Source organism: Shewanella youngdeokensis (assembly GCF_033180165.1).
Taxonomy (GTDB): Bacteria; Pseudomonadota; Gammaproteobacteria; order Enterobacterales; family Shewanellaceae; genus Shewanella; species Shewanella youngdeokensis.
This window is the reverse complement of the sequence record NZ_CP136522.1, coordinates 2,167,508-2,184,952: the sequence shown is the minus strand read 5'-3', so window position 1 is coordinate 2,184,952 and position 17,445 is coordinate 2,167,508. Positions and strand designations below refer to the sequence as shown.

At 40.7% G+C, this 17,445-nt stretch carries 13 protein-coding genes; 10 read left to right on the top strand and 3 right to left on the bottom strand.

The window, feature by feature from the left end:
* Window positions 1-2: 2 nt before the first annotated feature.
* Entirely contained in the window at window positions 3-719 is a 717-nt protein-coding gene (locus RGE70_RS09350; protein ID WP_310471192.1) for a 3'-5' exonuclease, read from the top strand.
* 70 nt (window positions 720-789) lie between these two features.
* Here RGE70_RS09350 and RGE70_RS09345 read toward each other — a convergent pair whose 3' ends face one another.
* The 3 genes from RGE70_RS09345 to RGE70_RS09335 form a co-directional block, all read right to left on the bottom strand.
* A complete protein-coding gene (locus RGE70_RS09345) occupies window positions 790-2,367 on the bottom strand; it encodes a BCCT family transporter (RefSeq protein ID WP_310471191.1) in 1,578 nt (525 codons plus the stop codon).
* A 1,174-nt stretch (window positions 2,368-3,541) separates the two neighbouring features.
* Window positions 3,542-4,522 carry a LysR family transcriptional regulator gene (locus RGE70_RS09340; RefSeq protein ID WP_310471190.1) on the bottom strand — a complete coding sequence of 327 codons (981 nt, stop codon included), beginning with the start codon at window positions 4,520-4,522 and terminating at the stop codon, window positions 3,542-3,544.
* Between the two features lie 769 nt (window positions 4,523-5,291).
* Window positions 5,292-7,088, bottom strand: coding sequence for an acyl-CoA dehydrogenase C-terminal domain-containing protein (locus tag RGE70_RS09335; protein WP_310471189.1), 1,797 nt, complete (start codon window positions 7,086-7,088; stop codon window positions 5,292-5,294).
* Between the two features lie 727 nt (window positions 7,089-7,815).
* On the opposite strand from RGE70_RS09335, the gene RGE70_RS09330 reads away from it, so the two are divergent.
* The 9 genes from RGE70_RS09330 (at window position 7,816) to RGE70_RS09290 (ending at window position 17,338) form a co-directional block, all read left to right on the top strand.
* Window positions 7,816-10,305: a TonB-dependent receptor gene (locus RGE70_RS09330; RefSeq protein WP_310471188.1), complete on the top strand. Its 2,490-nt coding sequence runs from the start codon at window positions 7,816-7,818 to the stop codon at window positions 10,303-10,305.
* A 117-nt stretch (window positions 10,306-10,422) separates the two neighbouring features.
* The gene (locus RGE70_RS09325; protein WP_310471187.1) at window positions 10,423-11,085 is read left to right on the top strand and encodes a nitroreductase; all 663 of its coding nucleotides are present in this window, start codon (window positions 10,423-10,425) and stop codon (window positions 11,083-11,085) included.
* Between the two features lie 26 nt (window positions 11,086-11,111).
* The gene (locus RGE70_RS09320; RefSeq protein ID WP_310471186.1) at window positions 11,112-12,035 is read left to right on the top strand and encodes an alpha/beta fold hydrolase; all 924 of its coding nucleotides are present in this window, start codon (window positions 11,112-11,114) and stop codon (window positions 12,033-12,035) included.
* 42 nt (window positions 12,036-12,077) lie between these two features.
* The gene (locus tag RGE70_RS09315) at window positions 12,078-13,217 is read left to right on the top strand and encodes a DUF2855 family protein (RefSeq protein ID WP_310471185.1); all 1,140 of its coding nucleotides are present in this window, start codon (window positions 12,078-12,080) and stop codon (window positions 13,215-13,217) included.
* A gap of 66 nt (window positions 13,218-13,283) precedes the next feature.
* Entirely contained in the window at window positions 13,284-14,195 is a 912-nt protein-coding gene (locus RGE70_RS09310; RefSeq protein ID WP_310471184.1) for a bile acid:sodium symporter family protein, read from the top strand.
* Window positions 14,192-14,800 carry a glutathione S-transferase family protein gene (locus tag RGE70_RS09305; protein WP_310471183.1) on the top strand — a complete coding sequence of 203 codons (609 nt, stop codon included), beginning with the start codon at window positions 14,192-14,194 and terminating at the stop codon, window positions 14,798-14,800. The genes RGE70_RS09310 and RGE70_RS09305 overlap by 4 nt, the downstream gene beginning before the upstream one ends.
* A gap of 66 nt (window positions 14,801-14,866) precedes the next feature.
* On the top strand, window positions 14,867-15,562 hold the full coding sequence (locus RGE70_RS09300) for a crotonase/enoyl-CoA hydratase family protein (protein ID WP_310471182.1): 696 nt from the start codon (window positions 14,867-14,869) through the stop codon (window positions 15,560-15,562).
* A gap of 10 nt (window positions 15,563-15,572) precedes the next feature.
* Entirely contained in the window at window positions 15,573-16,427 is an 855-nt protein-coding gene (locus tag RGE70_RS09295) for a crotonase/enoyl-CoA hydratase family protein (protein WP_310471181.1), read from the top strand.
* Between the two features lie 20 nt (window positions 16,428-16,447).
* Window positions 16,448-17,338: an alpha/beta hydrolase gene (locus RGE70_RS09290; RefSeq protein WP_310471180.1), complete on the top strand. Its 891-nt coding sequence runs from the start codon at window positions 16,448-16,450 to the stop codon at window positions 17,336-17,338.
* The last annotated feature ends 107 nt before the right edge of the window (window positions 17,339-17,445 follow it).

The following is a 17,445-nucleotide window of genomic DNA, read 5'->3' as shown; positions in this document are numbered from 1 at the left end:
GGATGCGAATTAATAACAACCAAGAGATATTAAACTGGAAAGCCTATTTAAAAATTAAAGCCCAAGAAAGTAAAGACCGGAGGTTAATCCATTTTTACAATGCTGGTACTTATCATGAAGAAGTTAAAGTAAAAAATATTGAGTTTGTCGCATTAGATTTCGAAACAACCGGCCTTGACGCTAATCAAAACAGTATAATTAGTATCGGTTTAGTGCCTTTTACTCTCGAACGCATAGCGTGCCGAATGGCTAAGCATTGGTTTATTACACCCGAAGATAAACTCAAAGAAGATTCTATCATCATACATGGTATTACCCACTCTGCTCTAAAAGGCGCGCCCGATCTTCTGCGGATTTTAGAGCAACTATTGGACGAGTTAGCCGGTAAAATTGTGGTAGTGCACTACCGTAGAATTGAGCGTGATTTTTTTGATGCCGCACTTAAAAGTTTAATCAATGAAGGCATCGTATTTCCTGTGGTAGACACTATGCAACTCGAGGCGAATATTCAACAAGCTCGACCCCGTTCTCTTGTCGATTGGTTTAAAAATAAACGTCCTAATTCAATTAGACTAGCTAATACCAGACTTCGTTATAATTTACCAACCTACCCACCGCATGACGCTCTAACAGATGCAATTGCAACCGCTGAGTTATTACAGGCGCAGATCTACCATCATTTTGGCCCTGAAACGCCAATTAAAAATTTATGGTTATAACGTTATAAAAAAGCCGGCTAACATCATCAATGTTAGCCGGCTTATAGATGCAAATCGTACTAGTGTGAAATTAATTTAAGCGCTTTTCAGTTCTAAGGCCCATAATCAAACTCACACACATCACCAGTAAGATAATGGTAAACGGCAAAGCAGTGGATATAGCACCTGCTTGTAGTGCTTCCATTGCCTCTTTACCACCAACCCAAATTAATCCCGCAGCGATAGCGCCTTCAATGAAAGCCCAAAAAACACGTTGTGGTACAGGTGCATCGACTTTACCACCAGAGGTAATACTATCAATCACTAGCGAGCCTGAATCAGACGATGTTACAAAAAACACCAATACCAATACAACAGCAAGAAAAGACAAAATATTGGCCATCGGTAATGCATCAAACATTTGGAACATCGCCAAAGACACATCGGTTAAGCCATTTTCACCCAGCTGACCAATATTATTGACAACTTGATCAATTGCAACGCCACCAAAAACTGACATCCACAGTGTTGTGACTACCGTTGGTACGATTAATACCGCTATCATAAACTCACGGATCGTACGTCCTCGTGAAATACGCGCAATGAACATACCTACAAATGGTGACCATGAAATCCACCATGCCCAGTAGAATACTGTCCAACCATGCATCCAGGCTTCGTCGTCACGACCGATAGGATTACTCAGTGGGATGATGTTTTCAATATAACCCATTACGGTTAGCGGGATTGTCCCCATTGAAACAGCAAAGCTGACTAACGCCACAAATAACAGTAATGCAATGGCTAATAACATATTAACGTTACTGATCACTTTTACGCCGCCATCAATACCGCGTATAACAGATACAACAGCTAGCATAGTGACGACAAAAATAATGGTGATTTGCAGCGTCACATTATTATCAATGCCAAACACATGGTGAAAACCACTCGCAGCCTGTTGTGAGCCGAGCCCGAGTGAAGTTGCTAAACCAAACAAGGTAGCTAGAACGGCCAGAATATCAATAATGTGGCCTGGCCACCCCCAAGTACGGTCACCCAAAATTGGATAAAAAACCGAGCGCATTGATAGTGGTAAACCTTTGTTATAAGCAAAAAAGGCTAACGATAAAGACACCACACCGTAAATGGCCCATGGGTGTAAACCCCAGTGGAACATAGTTGCTCCCAGTGCTAACTTGGCCGCTTCTGGTGTATTAGCAGTGACATTTAGTGGGGTTTCATACCAACCGGTAAAATAGGCAACCGGTTCTGCTACTCCCCAAAACATCAGCCCGATCCCCATTCCTGCAGCAAATAACATCGCTATCCACGACATCATGCTGTAGTCAGTTTTGGCCTCATCCCCGCCTAGGCGAACTTTACCGTAAGGAGATATGATCATCGCGATACAAAAAATCACAAAAATGTTGGCCGACCACATAAATAAGCCATCAAATGCACCAATGATTTGCCATTTAATTCCATCGAGAACCGATTTAGATGTTGCTGGATCACCCAATATAATGGCAATTAAAAAGAGCCCGATTAATGTAGCGCTGATCCCAAACACAGGATTATGAACATCAAAGCCCCATTTTTGGATGTTATCCTGGCCGACGGTATAATCGGTGTTATCAATACTGTATTTATCTTTTTTGGTTTTCATTGAACCTCATTTAGAACAATTTTCATTTTGAAAATGTAAGTATATTTTACGCTATTTAATGCAAACACGCTGAGTATTGACACTTGCAAATACGTTTTAGTTAACTTTTTAAGTATTTATGTTGAAGTTTTAGGCTGTGTTGTCGAAGAAATGATGAGTTAGACTCAGTATCGAGCGAGGCGTTAGCTACGAACAATACAATACTTAATATAAATTCTGTCATCTATCCATCTGTAACTTCAGTTCGATATGGATAAATCATTCCATCTTAATGAACATAATAGCGACTGTAGCTGATGAGTACTGCTCAATCTTGGGGGAATTAATTGATTCATTTTTGCCACACACCTTGCACCCTTGTTGGCTAAAAAATAGATGGGGTTGTTATCTACCCGCTTAACCGATGTGCTGCGCGTAACGAAGTTATCTTTAATTTGGGGCTCTTTGGTAAAGCTTGTTTGCTCCCAAATTCAAAGTGGTTATTTAACTTCCCTTGCGCCATATCATCACGTTTAATTTACGCGATTTCATGGTTCCTACGGGGTAAAAATAGTCGCTTGCATAATATCACCGTCATGTCCCGTTGTCGGTTCAATCATCTTGTAGGGAAACTTTGCGGCATAACCGACGGCGATGCTAGCACTATAGAAGTGGCAATCATGATAATCGGCGCAGAAATTTAAAGTTTTAATATCAGTTTAAAGGACATAATCAAATAACTTGAGTGACCTTGTATTTGAGTAGAACTGCCACTTCCAAGGCGAGAATAGCGGTTTACTGCTGCATACTGACTTAAATGCTCATATATTTTGTACTTGCTAGACATATCGCCTGCTTCTAGCAGCACTATGTTTTTATGGGTTGTTATTCTTTCGTATAATATTTTAATTTCACATTAAAATATTATAACGGAATGCACATTAGGATTACGTAAACTACGTGAGCACCTATAACAAATGCTTCACTATACGTGTGTTACAAAAGTGGTTAATGCGATTTACATTGAAAGATGTAATAAGTGAGCTATTGTAGAAGCTAACATAGGTATTATATCTTGCTGATATAAAGAGGCTCCTAAAACACTACTCTTTATATCAGCAAGTTATGTAGTTATTATCTCAGCTACGAGTTTTTCGCCGCGAATCAAAGCTAGCTAACACGACATGATGGCCAATTATGTACTAGTTCCTTGCGGCGATATGAATGCTTGCAACTCTGGCCGGCCATTTTTTCTAGCGACATACTCTTTAAAAGACTTCGTTATAGTTTCAGCAAGCCAAGCGTATTCTTGTGAACCATAATTTTGGCTAGACATTTTCAAATGATAAGATGAATTTAGTAGGACAAGTTCTGGTGGTGGGGCAATTATTGCTAGATCAGTTAAATCATCAGGCAAAGCGAGCGTTGAAGTATAAGTGATAAACGTGCCCTTACGAATTGTGTCAAAAAGTGATTTACAATCGCCGAAGCTGCCTTTTACATTTAGCTTAAAGCCATGCCCAGCAATAATTTTTTCCATGAATGAGCCAGCATAACTATTCCAGCATAAATCATTCATAAGCACTGGGTAATTGCTAAAGTCTTCTAAAGTAACGGCACCGACTTTAGTTAAAGGATGATCACGGTGTACCACAATAATTCTTTTAGTTTCTCCAAGGTTAAGCTCGTGAATACCAGCTAACTCACTTTCAATAATGTGAATACCAAAATCGACTTTACCAGAAACGATGTCGGCCTGTGAGTGAGAATTCCACGAGTGACAAGACAAGTTTAGGCGGGGGCATAACCCAGCTAACTCACTAAATAGGTGTGTAAACCACCCCATTGACGATACCATTCCATGTACTGTTAAGCGGCGATTAATCTGTTGAGGATCAAAATCTCCTGCATGAAATAAATCTTGTTCAATGCGGTTAAGAATATCGTTGATCCCTAAGGCAAGTCGTCGACAATGTACCGTTGGTTTAAGCCCATCGTGGGTGCGAATGAACAGTTCATCTTTAAATATTTCACGCATACTTGCTAAACGATATGATACTGACGAAGCACTTAGTCCAAGTTCTTCAGCAGCTATTCCAGCGCTTCCAGATTCAACAATCTTTTTTAACAGACTCATGTGGATCACTGAAAGGTTATGGATCTCTTTGGCCGGCATTTACTATCCTGAAACAAAACCAATAATGTAATAGATAATATATTAAGGTTTCTTATTTTATATTCGCTCAGTTAACACTTTAGGAGAATCTTTGTTGTATAAATTCCATTTTATTGATCTCTGTTTGCTATATATAAGCGCTACCTTGTAAAGGTGTTTGTGCATTTGTGACCGACCTCAAAAGCTTATTGTCATATGTTACACATATAGTGATTACGGTTATTTCTCTTATTAAAACCATTACAGTGTGTAATTCGCTTTGCTAAATTAGCTTTGATACTAATTGATTTATTTGACAATATTGCCCTATTTAACTTTATTAAATATTGCAATAGATTAATTTCTTTCAATGGTTGTATTGATAAATTATTACTTGTTTAAAGATCTGAATAGACAAGATTAACAGTAGTGAAAGGGGCAACTAAAAATCTAACTCCATCGAGACCTTCTGGAGTAACATCCTAGTGAGTATTTTTACATCTTAAGCTTTTTAAATGCGTCTAATTCAACAATTTTAGTTAAAATTTCTATTTACCCAGTATCGTAAAAACGTGCCTAGCTAAACACAAGCCTAAGGTTTGGTGAATGGTATTTAGCAAAATGAAATCGCTTTACTGTTTTTGCCTGACATTTACCGCCAACAAATTCATTAAATAATCCCGCAGCAAATTTAGTAATTTACTGCGGAAAACGTTTACGATTGCTATAAAGCGTTAATCAATAACGGTGACGCACGGCTAAACGCAATAGAAATTTCGCAATTTGTTGTTTAAAACGCAAAACTGTCTTTATCCAGTGCCATCATTGAATCTACACCATTTTCAATACAGGCCGCGTGCCCTTTTGCCCTAGGCAGCATACGCTGTATAAAAAACTGAGCCGTTTTAATTTTAGCTTCATAGAAAGGTGCTTCGTCCGAACCCTCTGCAATATTTTGCAGTGCTACTTTAGCCATTTTGGCCCAGAAGTAAGCCAAGGTGACATAGCCTGCAAACATTAAGTAATCGACTGATGCACCACCGATTTCATCAGGGTTTTTCAACGCTTTAGCCCCAATACTGACCGTAAGCTCATGCCACTGCTTTGCATAGGCCATGATGGGTTGAATAAACTCGGCCATTTCTGGAACTGCCATGTTTTGTTGACAAAAAGCTGTAACATCTTTTGAGAATGGTTTTAGTATTTCCCCCTGGGTTCCTATAATTTTACGAGCGAGTAAATCAAGGGCTTGAACACCAGTTGTGCCTTCATAAATGCAGCTAATTTTTGTGTCCCGCATTAGCTGTTCCATGCCCCACTCTTTGATGAAACCATGACCGCCAAATACTTGTACGCCATGACTTGTTGCTTCAAACCCAAGCTCAGATAGGAATGCTTTGGCTATTGGTGTTAATAATGCTAGCTTTGTTTCGGCATCGATTTTAATGTCTACATTTTGTTCAGCATGACCAATATCAACCAATTGCGCCAAATATGAGATGAGTGCTCGTCCTCCTTCTGCGATAGATTTTTGCGTAAGTAACATTCTACGCACATCAGGGTGAACAATAATTGGGTCAGCAGGTCCATCAGGATTTTTCACACCACTTATTGAACGCATTTGTAAGCGGTCTTTAGCGTAAGCTAATGCCCCTTGAAATGAAGCTTCAGCGGCAGCAACACCTTCATTAGCCACACCAATGCGTGCAGCATTCATGAAGGTAAACATGCATTTCAGCCCTCGATTGGGTTTACCAATTAAGTGCCCTGTTGCACCGTCGAAATTAATTACGCAAGTCGCATTACCGTTGATCCCCATTTTGTGTTCAATTGAACCACAGTTAACACCATTCCTGTCGGCAATACTGCCATCTTGGTTGACATTAAACTTAGGGACAATAAACAGCGAAATCCCTTTATTACCTTCTGGAGAACCCGGTATACGAGCAATAACTATATGGACAATATTGTCTGAAAGATCATGCTCACCAGCCGAGATAAATATCTTAGTACCGGTTAATGAATAGCTACCATCTTCGTTTAATTCTGCTTTTGTGCGTAACATTCCTAGATCAGTACCACAGTGAGGTTCTGTTAAACACATGGTACCAGTCCAATTTCCTTCCACTAAGCTTGGCATGAACAGTTGTTTTTGTGTAGCTGTGCCATGGGCTTCAATAGTTGCTAGTGCACCATGGCTTAATCCTGGGTACATTGAAAAACTATGGTTTGCACTTGAAAACAGCTCGGAAATGTTAATATTTAATGAATGCGGCAAACCTTGTCCACCAAACTCTTCTGACTGAGACAGCGTTGGCCAACCACCCTCTACATACTGCTTATAAGCTTCTTTAAAGCCGTCAGGTGTAGTCACACCATTTTCGTGCCAAGTGCAACCTTGTTGATCACCTACCTGATTTAACGGCGCAATAACTTGTTCGGTCAGCTTTGCAGCTTCTGCAATAATGGCATCAACCATGTCCACGGTCGCGTCTTGATAACCTAAGCGTTGATAGTGTGCCTCGCAACCAAGTAATTCTTGCATTACAAACTTAATATCACGGATCGGGGCTTTATATTCCAACATGGTGGATCTCCAAGTAATTATCTATGGTTACACTCGTTCTATCAGTGTTTAAGTCGCGTACAGTCGTAGCTAATACGTCAGGTGTTCAAACCCGTCAATTGTTAATGCTAGGTTAATCACATTTATTATCCAAGTGCATATTACTAATGACCATCTATTCGTGTTGTTAATACAGCTAAAGCGCTGCTGATATAAAATATTATTTTGCACAGTCCAAGTAATAGATGGCTACTTACTTCAAAATGAATATTTACAGCTGTTAAAAATTCATATAAATGCTAGTTCTTAGGTAGCCACATTTATTTTCATAATTAGGTTAAAAACTCTATTTAATAATTTTGATTTAGATTGTTTGCTCTACTTAGTTAATTAAACTTACTGTTGATTTTAATTTATTTTTTATGCAGGTTAAGCACATGAATGACTAATCAGGTTATTACTTTTATGAATAGTCATCCATTAGAACAAATGATTGGTTTAATTTAAATGCACCAATTAGCATGATTTTGCAATTAGACGTTAATTAAAGTGGTAGTTACCTCTAGCAAGAATACATTTTATTCTTTTTAGTGCCCTTGAAGTTTTTAACAATGCTAATTATCAAAGTTATATATTTTTGCAAGTTACAAAAAAGAACGCGTAAGCGTCAGCAATGCCTGTTAGTTCAACAACTTAAAGTCATCCTCTAGCAGGTAATAATAACTATTAGTCAGTATCGGGGAACTATATGCAACAGACAAAAACACCTACTTTTAAACAGTCAATACTCGCATTTGCCGTAATTGGAGCGCTGAGTTCAACTGCTCATGCGCAAGAATCAGAACAAGAAAATATATCTCAAGCGGCAGAGAAAACCCCTGAAGTAAATACAGGTGAAGCAAATAAAGACATTGAAAGAATTATGGTTACTGCTTCAAAGCGTTTAAAAGGATTACAAGAGTCACCGGTTGCGATTAGCGTAGTAAGTGGTAAAGATATTGAACAAGCTAAAGCAATGGACATAGCTGATCTACAAACCCTAGTGCCAACTTTACGCGTTACGCCTTTACAACGGTCAACCAATACCAATTTTTCAATTCGAGGCTTTGGTAATGGAACAAATAATACCGGTATTGAACCATCGGTAGGTGTGTTTATTGATGGTGTGTACCGCTCTCGTGCTGCGGCACAAATTGGTGATTTACCGCGATTACAACAAGTCGAAGTATTAAGCGGCCCTCAAAGTACATTATTTGGTAAAAATGCGTCTGCGGGTGTGATTAACGTTCGCACTATGGAGCCGTCAAATTATTTAGAGGGTAATGTCGAACTTGGCGTTGGTAATTTCAACCAAAAAACAGCTAAAGCATATATTTCTAATGGCCTGACAGATAAACTTTCAGTCAGTTTATCAGGTGGCTTTCACGCCCGTGATGGTTACACAGATAGTGTTGTAGGCTTAAGTGAAGTCAATGATAAAGACCGCTGGAATGTCCGTGGTCAAGCACTATATGAACCGACTGATGATGTTAAATTTAGATTGATTGCTGACTACAGTGAAATTGAAGAATCATGTTGCTCAGTTGAGAACTCAATCAATGGACCTACGACCGCTGCTGTGCGCGCTCTTGGTGGCATAGTTATTGACGAAACAGATGATTTTGCTTATCAATCAGCCCTCAATTTCGACCCCGATAATTTTGTGGAAGATGGTGGCATATCTCTACAAGTTGACGTTGATTTTGATGGTTATTCATTTACATCGATTACGGCCTTACGTAATAACGATTCGGGTTACTTCAATGATGTTGATTACACTTCATTAGATATTCTCAATGAAAGTGGTCACACTGAAATTCAAACCATTACCCAGGAACTACGTTTAACATCGACCGCTGAGCAAGACCTTGAGTGGATGTTTGGTGCCTATTTGTTTAAGGAAGAAGTCATTACTGGTGACACCCTATACTACGGTGATGATATTCGTAATTACTTTGATGTATTGATGGCCGCAGGCGGCGCTACCGGTTTACTCGGTGGTGTTGAGGGTGTGTACGGAATTGCACCTGGTTCATTTTTCAGTAATGAGTCCACCATTAACACCGAGTTTGAGCAAGATAACGAAGCTTACTCGTTATTTGCAAATTTTGACTATCACATAACTGATAAGTTTACTGCAATTTTTGGTATTAGTTACACTAATGACCAAAAAGATATCAGTATTGAGCAAACTAACACTGATGTGTTGTCGCAAATTGATTTAGCGACGGAGCCCACTCTTTACGGTGTGCCAATTGGTTATATACCATCATTAGCGCCAGCGGTTCCTGTGTTAGAAGGGTTACAGTTCTTGCCGCCGATGCTTGAATTGCCCAACTCGGTAGAAAAACACAAAACAGATGACAGTAAAACCACTTGGTCGCTTCGATTAGCGTATGAAGTGAATGACAACGTCAACTTATTTGCCGCTGGCTCTACCGGTTTTAAAGCCTCATCGTGGAACTTGTCTCGTTACACTAACCCATTTGCTTCAGATCAAGCCGCGCTTGAAAGTGCTGGCATAGCACAAGTGAACCAATCGTACGGCGGACGCTATGCTTCACCTGAAGAAGCCACTGTATATGAAGTAGGGATTAAAGCACGTTTCGAAGATGGTGCCTTTAATGCGACATACTTTGACCAAACGATTGAAGGTTTTCAGTCTTCAATCTTTGTTGGCACCGGTTTTGTGCTTGCAAATGCCGGTAAACAAAGCACTAGAGGTGTTGAGTTTGACTCAAAGTATAATCTAACTGACGAATGGTCTGTAACGTTAGCGGGTACGTTCCTTGACCCGATATATGACTCATTTGTTGGTGCTACAGGCTTAAACGGCCCGGTTGATCTATCGGGACAAAAACCTGCAGGGATCCATGAACAAACCATTACAGCAGGTGTGGCGTATAACTTTGAATTGGCTAATGGTTCATACGGTTATGTTCGCGCAGACTACCTTTATGAAAGTGAAACTAAGCTTGCTGAAAACGTACCTGACTCACTGACTCGTGAAGTTAATTCAGTTAATGCCAGTGCAGGCCTAAGCTTTGAAAATGGTGTTAACTTGCAAGTTTGGGTGCGTAACCTAACGGAAGACGAATACCTACTTTCCGCTTTCCCTACTCCCATTCAGGCTGGCAGCTTTAATGGTTACCCAACACAACCTCGAACCTTCGGTGCTACGGTATCGTATGAATTCTAAGGTTTAATTTAAATAGGCTGCGGTTAACGTCAACATGTTAACTTCAGCCTGTTTTAATCACCAAACAGCTTTTCTTCTATCATCCCAAGCTACATCAGCCAATCAATAGAGTGAAATATGCACATTGAATCGATTTTAAAACAACGTCATTCCGTTAGAGCTTTTACTAATAAATCAGTACCGACCGAGTTATTAAAAAGTATTTTACACCATGCGCAATTAGCACCATCGAACTGTAATGTTCAGCCGGCACAAGTATGCGTGGTCTCTGGGCGAACTAAAGACTTGCTTAAACAGCAGTTCATGGAAACCTTAATGAGCGGTGCAGCTCCAAATCCCGACTTTAACTGGTTAGCCAAATACACTGGCATACACCGTGAACGTCAATTCGGTTCAGCTAATGCACTTTACAGCGCTATTGGCGTCGCCAGAGGAGACAAAAAAGCCCGCCAGATGGCGATGCTACGTAACTGGCAGTTTTTTGATGCTCCGCATGCCATATTTTTTACGATGGACAAATATTTAGACATTATGGGCGCGGTAGACTTGGGTATTTATGCCCAAACCTTGTCACTCATTATGAGTGAACATGGTATTGCTAGCTGTATGCAAGGCGCATTAGGGCAATTTCCTGATCCGGTAAAAAAGGCATTAAATTTACCTAAAGAGCGTGGCATTTTATTCGGAATGTCATTTGGGTATGCCGACGAAACTGCAGTGGTTAACACTACCAGAACTGAACGTGAATCGCTTGACAATGCCGTTGCATTTTTCGATTAACCCTCCCCCTTATTATTGAGATAGTTATGACGCTACAGCACAAGTTCACCCTAATAGATGATGTCAGCATTCATTATGTAGAATCTTTACCCTTGGTAAAAGGTGACCTAACCACGCTTATTTTTTTACATGGTTTTCCTGAATATTGGGCAACTTGGCGTCATCAACTTGAATATTTCTCAAAGCAGTATCGAGTTATAGCCCCCGATTTACCCGGCTATAACCTCAGTGATAAACCGGTTGTTACACGTTTTTACGCAGTGCCAAACCTAATTTCATTTTTTGCATCGTTTATTCAACAAATGTGCCCTAAGCAAAAGGTTATATTAATTGCCCATGATTGGGGCGGCGCAATTGCTTGGCCTTTAACTGCTTTCCATCCTCAATTAGTCAAAAAACTGATTATCCTTAATGCCGCACACCCAAGTACGTTTACTCGCGAAATGGTTACGAATCCACAGCAGATGAAAAAAAGTGCGTATATCCATCAGTTAATCAGTGGCTCTGGTGAGCAAGTCTTATCTTGCAATAACTTTGAGTTTTTAAGTGACAAAATGATGGTCAGCCCGCAAGAAGGTGTATTCACCGCCGCCATAAAAGCGCGTTATCGTGCGGTGTGGAGCCAGCCTGGCGCTATCAATGGTATGTTGCAGTATTACCGTGCTATGCCGCAATTAGCGCCATCAAGTGATACTCAGCAACAGTCAGTTCAGCCCAGCACAGCAAGCCCGCTAAAATCACTTAGCGACATAAAAATACCCAATATTCGTATTCATGTGCCCACGCTTATTTTGTGGGGCGAACAAGACGACGCCTTTGTTAACGAAAACCTCGATGGCATTGAACAGTACGTCACTAATTGCACAGTGGTACGTTTCCCTAAATGCAGTCATTGGTTACAACACGAAGTCTCAGATGACATCAACAAGGCCGTTAACAGTTTTATATAACTGGTATACCTAATTCCATCCACTTACTTTTTATGGTGCTTCATGACAGCTTCTAACAGTACAACCAACCACCCATTTGCGTTTGAAGTGGGAAAAAATGCGTTACATAAAACTCGCATAGTGCCGCTCGACATAGCGCAACCTTTGCTTGAAAACGAAGTGCTGCTAAAAGTGGATAAATTTGCCTTAACGGCAAACAATATTAGCTACGGCATAACTGGGGCTGCACTGGGTTATTGGCAATTTTTCCCTTGTGACCTTGCCGCTGACAGAGCATTGTGGGGCAGACTGCCCGTGATGGGGTTTGCTGATGTTATTGAGTCTAACTGCTGCGACATCCAAGTGGGTGAAAGAGTGTGGGGCTTTATGCCAATGGCGTCACACGTAAAAATCCAAGCAGGTAAAGTGTCTAAAACAGGTTTTACAGACATTAGCCCATGCAGAGACGGTTTAGCCCCTTTATATTCAAGGTTTGATCGTGTCACGCAGAACCTTTCTTATAGCGTTAAAAACGAAGATTACGACATATTATTGCGAGGGTTATTCACCACGTCATGGTTAGTCGATGATTTTATGTTTGACCATGAATATTTTGGTGCGCAGCAATACTTGATCACGAGTGCATCGAGTAAAACCAGTATTGCGCTTGCCTTTAGCATTAAACAACGTGGTGAAAGACCCGCTATAGCTATCACCTCTGAAGCTAACCTCTCATTTGTAAGCTCTCTAGGCTGTTATGACCACGTTGTCAGTTACGCTGACATCCACACACTCGACAGCAGTGTGGCGTCAATTTTGGTTGATATGGCTGGAGGGCAATCCACGCTTAGCGCTGTCCATCAACATTTTGCTGACAACTTACGTTACTCCTGCCGTATTGGAGTAACCCAGCACACCGATGTTAACTTAAATAACAGCTTTAGTATTGATAACTTACCAGGTGCAAAACCTGAGTTTTTCTTTGCACCGACCCAATTACAAAAACGCTCTGCCCAATGGGGCGCTGCAGTCACCATGGCACAAGTAAGTCGATCAATGCTGGCTTATATCGACTTTTGCCGTGCATCAATAAGTATTGACCTTACAACCAATCTAAATGATTTAAATGCTGTGTATCAACGTATTTTGGCGGGCACTGCAGACGCCTCTGTCGGGCACATAATCTGCGTTACAGCAAACTAGTTTACAGCTAACTTTGCGCTGCAATTCATTGCGGGTTACGAGTATAAGCTAATAGCAGAGGTGATAATGGAAAGCATTGAATTAGTAACATTTGTAAATACGCAGGTGATCCCTGTCTGTATATTTCTGATTATGATGGGAATGGGGCTTTCATTGATCCCTGCAGACTTTAACCGGGTATTAAAATACCCCAAAGCTGCTGCAGTAGGCTTGAGTAATCAACTGATATTGTTGCCAATAATAGGCTTTGCATTAGCTAACATTATGCCACTTGAACCTGAATTTGCCGTTGGTGTTATGTTATTAGTACTGTGCCCTGGTGGCACCACCTCTAATATGTTTTCCCATTTAGCCAAAGGCGATGTGGCGTTATCGGTAACGATGACTGCAATTGCTAGCGTATTAACGGTGTTTACTATTCCAATTATTCTCAATTGGTCTTTGCTGCACTTTATGGGGGCTGGTAATGAATTTAAATTACCCATTATTACCACCATGATTAGCCTAATGAAATTAACCATTGTCCCAATCATGGTTGGCATGACAATTAAGCACTATCTGCCTAAGCTTGCGGATAGCACACAAGTATATGTCTCAAAATTTGGCATATTGTTTCTTACATTACTGATAATATTTTTAACGTACATTCAGCAAGATATTGTCGTCGATGCTTTTATTGCAGCGGGGCCAGTTTCATTACTGCTTAACTTATCAACTATGGCGCTTGGCTATTACACCAGTAAATGGTGTGGTCTAAATATGGCGCAAAGGACATCCATAACCATTGAGGTTGGCTTACAAAATAGTACCCTATCGATGTTTATGGCTCTGAGTTTATTAGCCAATTATAAAATGTCATTTACTCCCGCTATATACACCTTAATCATGCTATTTACTGCAGGCATATTAGTACGCATTTTAAACACTAAAATTAAGCGTAAATTAAATCCTAAACTACACGGAAACAATGCCTTATGATTACGGTCCACCATTTAAAACGTTCACGTTCAAAGCGAGTCATTTGGTTGTTGGAAGAGCTGAGCGTACCCTACAATGTGGTAACGCACCAGCGTGATCCTATATCGCATTTAGCGCCAAGAAGTTTGCAAGCGATCCACCCGCTGGGTAAAGCACCAATGATGGTAGATGGCGACATCACTATTTGTGAATCTGGGGCAATACTGGAGTACATACTCAATAACGCTGGCGCCAATCAGTTAAGGCCAGCAATTAATACCACACAATATTACCGCTACCTTGAGTGGTCACACTTTGCAGAAGGGTCTTTATCGTTACCGGTAATATCGTCACTATTATTGCAAATAGAGCCTAATGAGGGCTCTAGCCCATTAACACGCTACATAGCTAAAGAAATTGACGTCGACTTTACCTATATCAATAAGTATCTTGAAAATCAGCCCTACTTCGCCGGAGAGTCATTTACAGCCGCGGATATAATGATGACCATCATGTTAGAGATTGCAGTGAGTTTGAAGTTAATTAATGACAAAAACAACATAAAAAACTATCTCATAAATATACAAAAACGTGATGCATATCTTATAGCTGCAAAACATGGATAAACCCTGTTAATTTATTTTTATTGCTGTATAAAACAAGAACAATAATAAATGATGTAGAGGTAAAAAATGGAATTTATCAGTGTAGCTATCGACAATAATGTACATGTCATTACCTTAAAAAATGGCAAAGTAAATGCTATATCACCTGAATTGATTACCGAAGTTAACAGCGCGTTAGATCAAGCTGAAAAAGACGGCGCTGTTGTTATTCTAACCGGCCAACCAGGGATTTTATCTGGCGGTTTTGACCTTAAAACAATGTCTAAAAGCTCTGATGACGCCATAGCGCTGGTCACTAAAGGATCAAAGCTAGCCCGCAGAATGCTGGCTTTCCCTACCCCTATAATTGGTGCATGTAGTGGTCATGCCATTGCTAAAGGCGCATTTTTAATGCTTTGCTGTGACTACCGTCTAGGTTGTGCTGGTAATTATAAAATTGGTTTAAATGAAGTGGCTATTGGCATGACAATGCATTATGCCGGCATAGAAATGGCTCGCAACCGTATTCCGCGTAATTACCTTACGCGCGCCATAATTAACGCTGAACTATTTGACCCAGAAACAGCAGTCTTAGCAGGGTTTCTAGACGTTGTTGTTGTTGACCAAGAACAGTTACTCGATAGCGCCAAAACCGTCGCTAAGCAGATGCTTCAATTAAATATGGCTGCACACCACGCTACCAAACTTAAAGAAAGGCAGACCATATTGGCATCGCTAGATACTGCAATTGAATTGGATGCTAAAAGTACCCTCAATATTTAGGAGTTCAGTTATGAGCCTATCAAATAACTACAACACGTTATCTGTTACCGTTGACAACAAAATTGCCCATATCACGTTAAACCGACCTGACGCATTTAATTCGATGAACCTCGATTTTTGGCAAGATTTCCCTGCGGTTATTAATGAAATAAACGATCAGGCAGCTGCGCGTGTCATTGTTATTTCTTCAACAGGTAAGCATTTTTGTGCAGGTATGGACCTTGCCGTATTTACTGAAAACAAAAGCAATGAGCATACTGAAATTGCGCGCAAACATGAGCAATTACGCCGCTCAGTATTAAAACTACAAGCTTGCTTTAACGTATTAGAGGCAGCCCGCATGCCAGTATTAATGGCAATACAAGGCGGTTGTATTGGCGGCGCAGTTGATATGATCAGTGCCGCCGATTGTCGCTACTGTACTAAAGATGCTTTTTTTAGCATCGAAGAAACTAAGCTGGGCATGACGGCCGATTTAGGTACGTTGCAGCGTTTACCCAAACTTATCTCTATGGGATTAGTTAAAGAGTTAGCTTACACTGGCCGAAGAATGCCGGCAGATGAAGCAAAAGCAGCAGGATTGGTAAATCATGTTTATGAAAATCAAGCAGCTATGCTTGATGCGGTAATGGCCGTTGCTGCTGATATTGCAGCGCGTTCACCACTAGCTGTGTCGGGCTGTAAAGAGATGATAAATTATGCGCGAGACCATTGTGTTTCCGACAGCTTAGATTATATTGCGTTATGGCAAAGTGGCATGTTTCAACCGCAAAACGACATGATGGAAACTTTCAAAGCTAAAGCGCAAAATCGCGCCCCTGAGTTTGACGAGTTAACACAACTGGATCCATCTAGTATTTTTTAACCACAACAAAAAGCCTGAAAATGATAAAAAAAACATTGCTGGCATTCACCCTTATTGCAGCTATTAGCTTATTGGCTGTTGCTTGGTACTTTTCAACGGTCATCCTGCATTTAAGTGTTTATGACTGTAACCCTGAACATTACGTGTTTTGTGGCGACCCTAGTACCCAAGGTATTGCATTTGAAGAGGTGAGTTTTACCAGTGAAGACGGCTTTACCCTACCCGGTTGGTATATGGCTTCATCTAGTCATGATGAAGCCATTTTACTGGTACACGGACGCGGCGCAAACCGAACCGAGGGCATGCGTTACGCCAAACCGCTAATTGCTGCCGGTTATAATGTGTTAGCGTTTGATATGCGACATCCTCGACAAGATCCAGCCATTATTTCGACCATGGGCTATTTTGAACAAAAAGACGTGGTAGCTGCACTTAACTATCTAGAAAATGACAAACATATTACTCGCATAGGCTTAATGGGATTTTCAATGGGCGCGACAACTGGCATTATTGTGATGGCAAAAGATGCTCGCGTTCGCGTAGGTGTGTTTAGCGGCGGCTACGCTAACAGTATGGATGTATTAGCTGATCAAGCGCGCAATTCTTATGGCCTACCGCGATACCCTTTATTACCCATTGTTGAACAGCTGTTTGCATGGCGAGGTAATGTTAATGTTGCTCAAACCCATGCAGAAAATTATATTGGCCAAATATCCCCTCGTCCTGTGTACATTATGCACGGGACTGCCGACGAAACCGTCGATTTCAGTCACGGTCAGCGTTTGTATTCCGCCGCACAACAGCCTAAACAGTTTTGGCAAGCCCAAGGTGGCCGACACACACGTTTATGGCAGCACGACACAATTAAAGCTGAAACAAGTGTAGTGAAATTTTTTACCGATAATTTGTAGAGTAAAAACGGTTAAAATTTTAACCTTCGATGACAAAAACTTAACTTAAAAGTTGTACTGTTTTATAGCTGTAAGCTATGTCGCTATTAAGCCTAGATCCAGAGGGC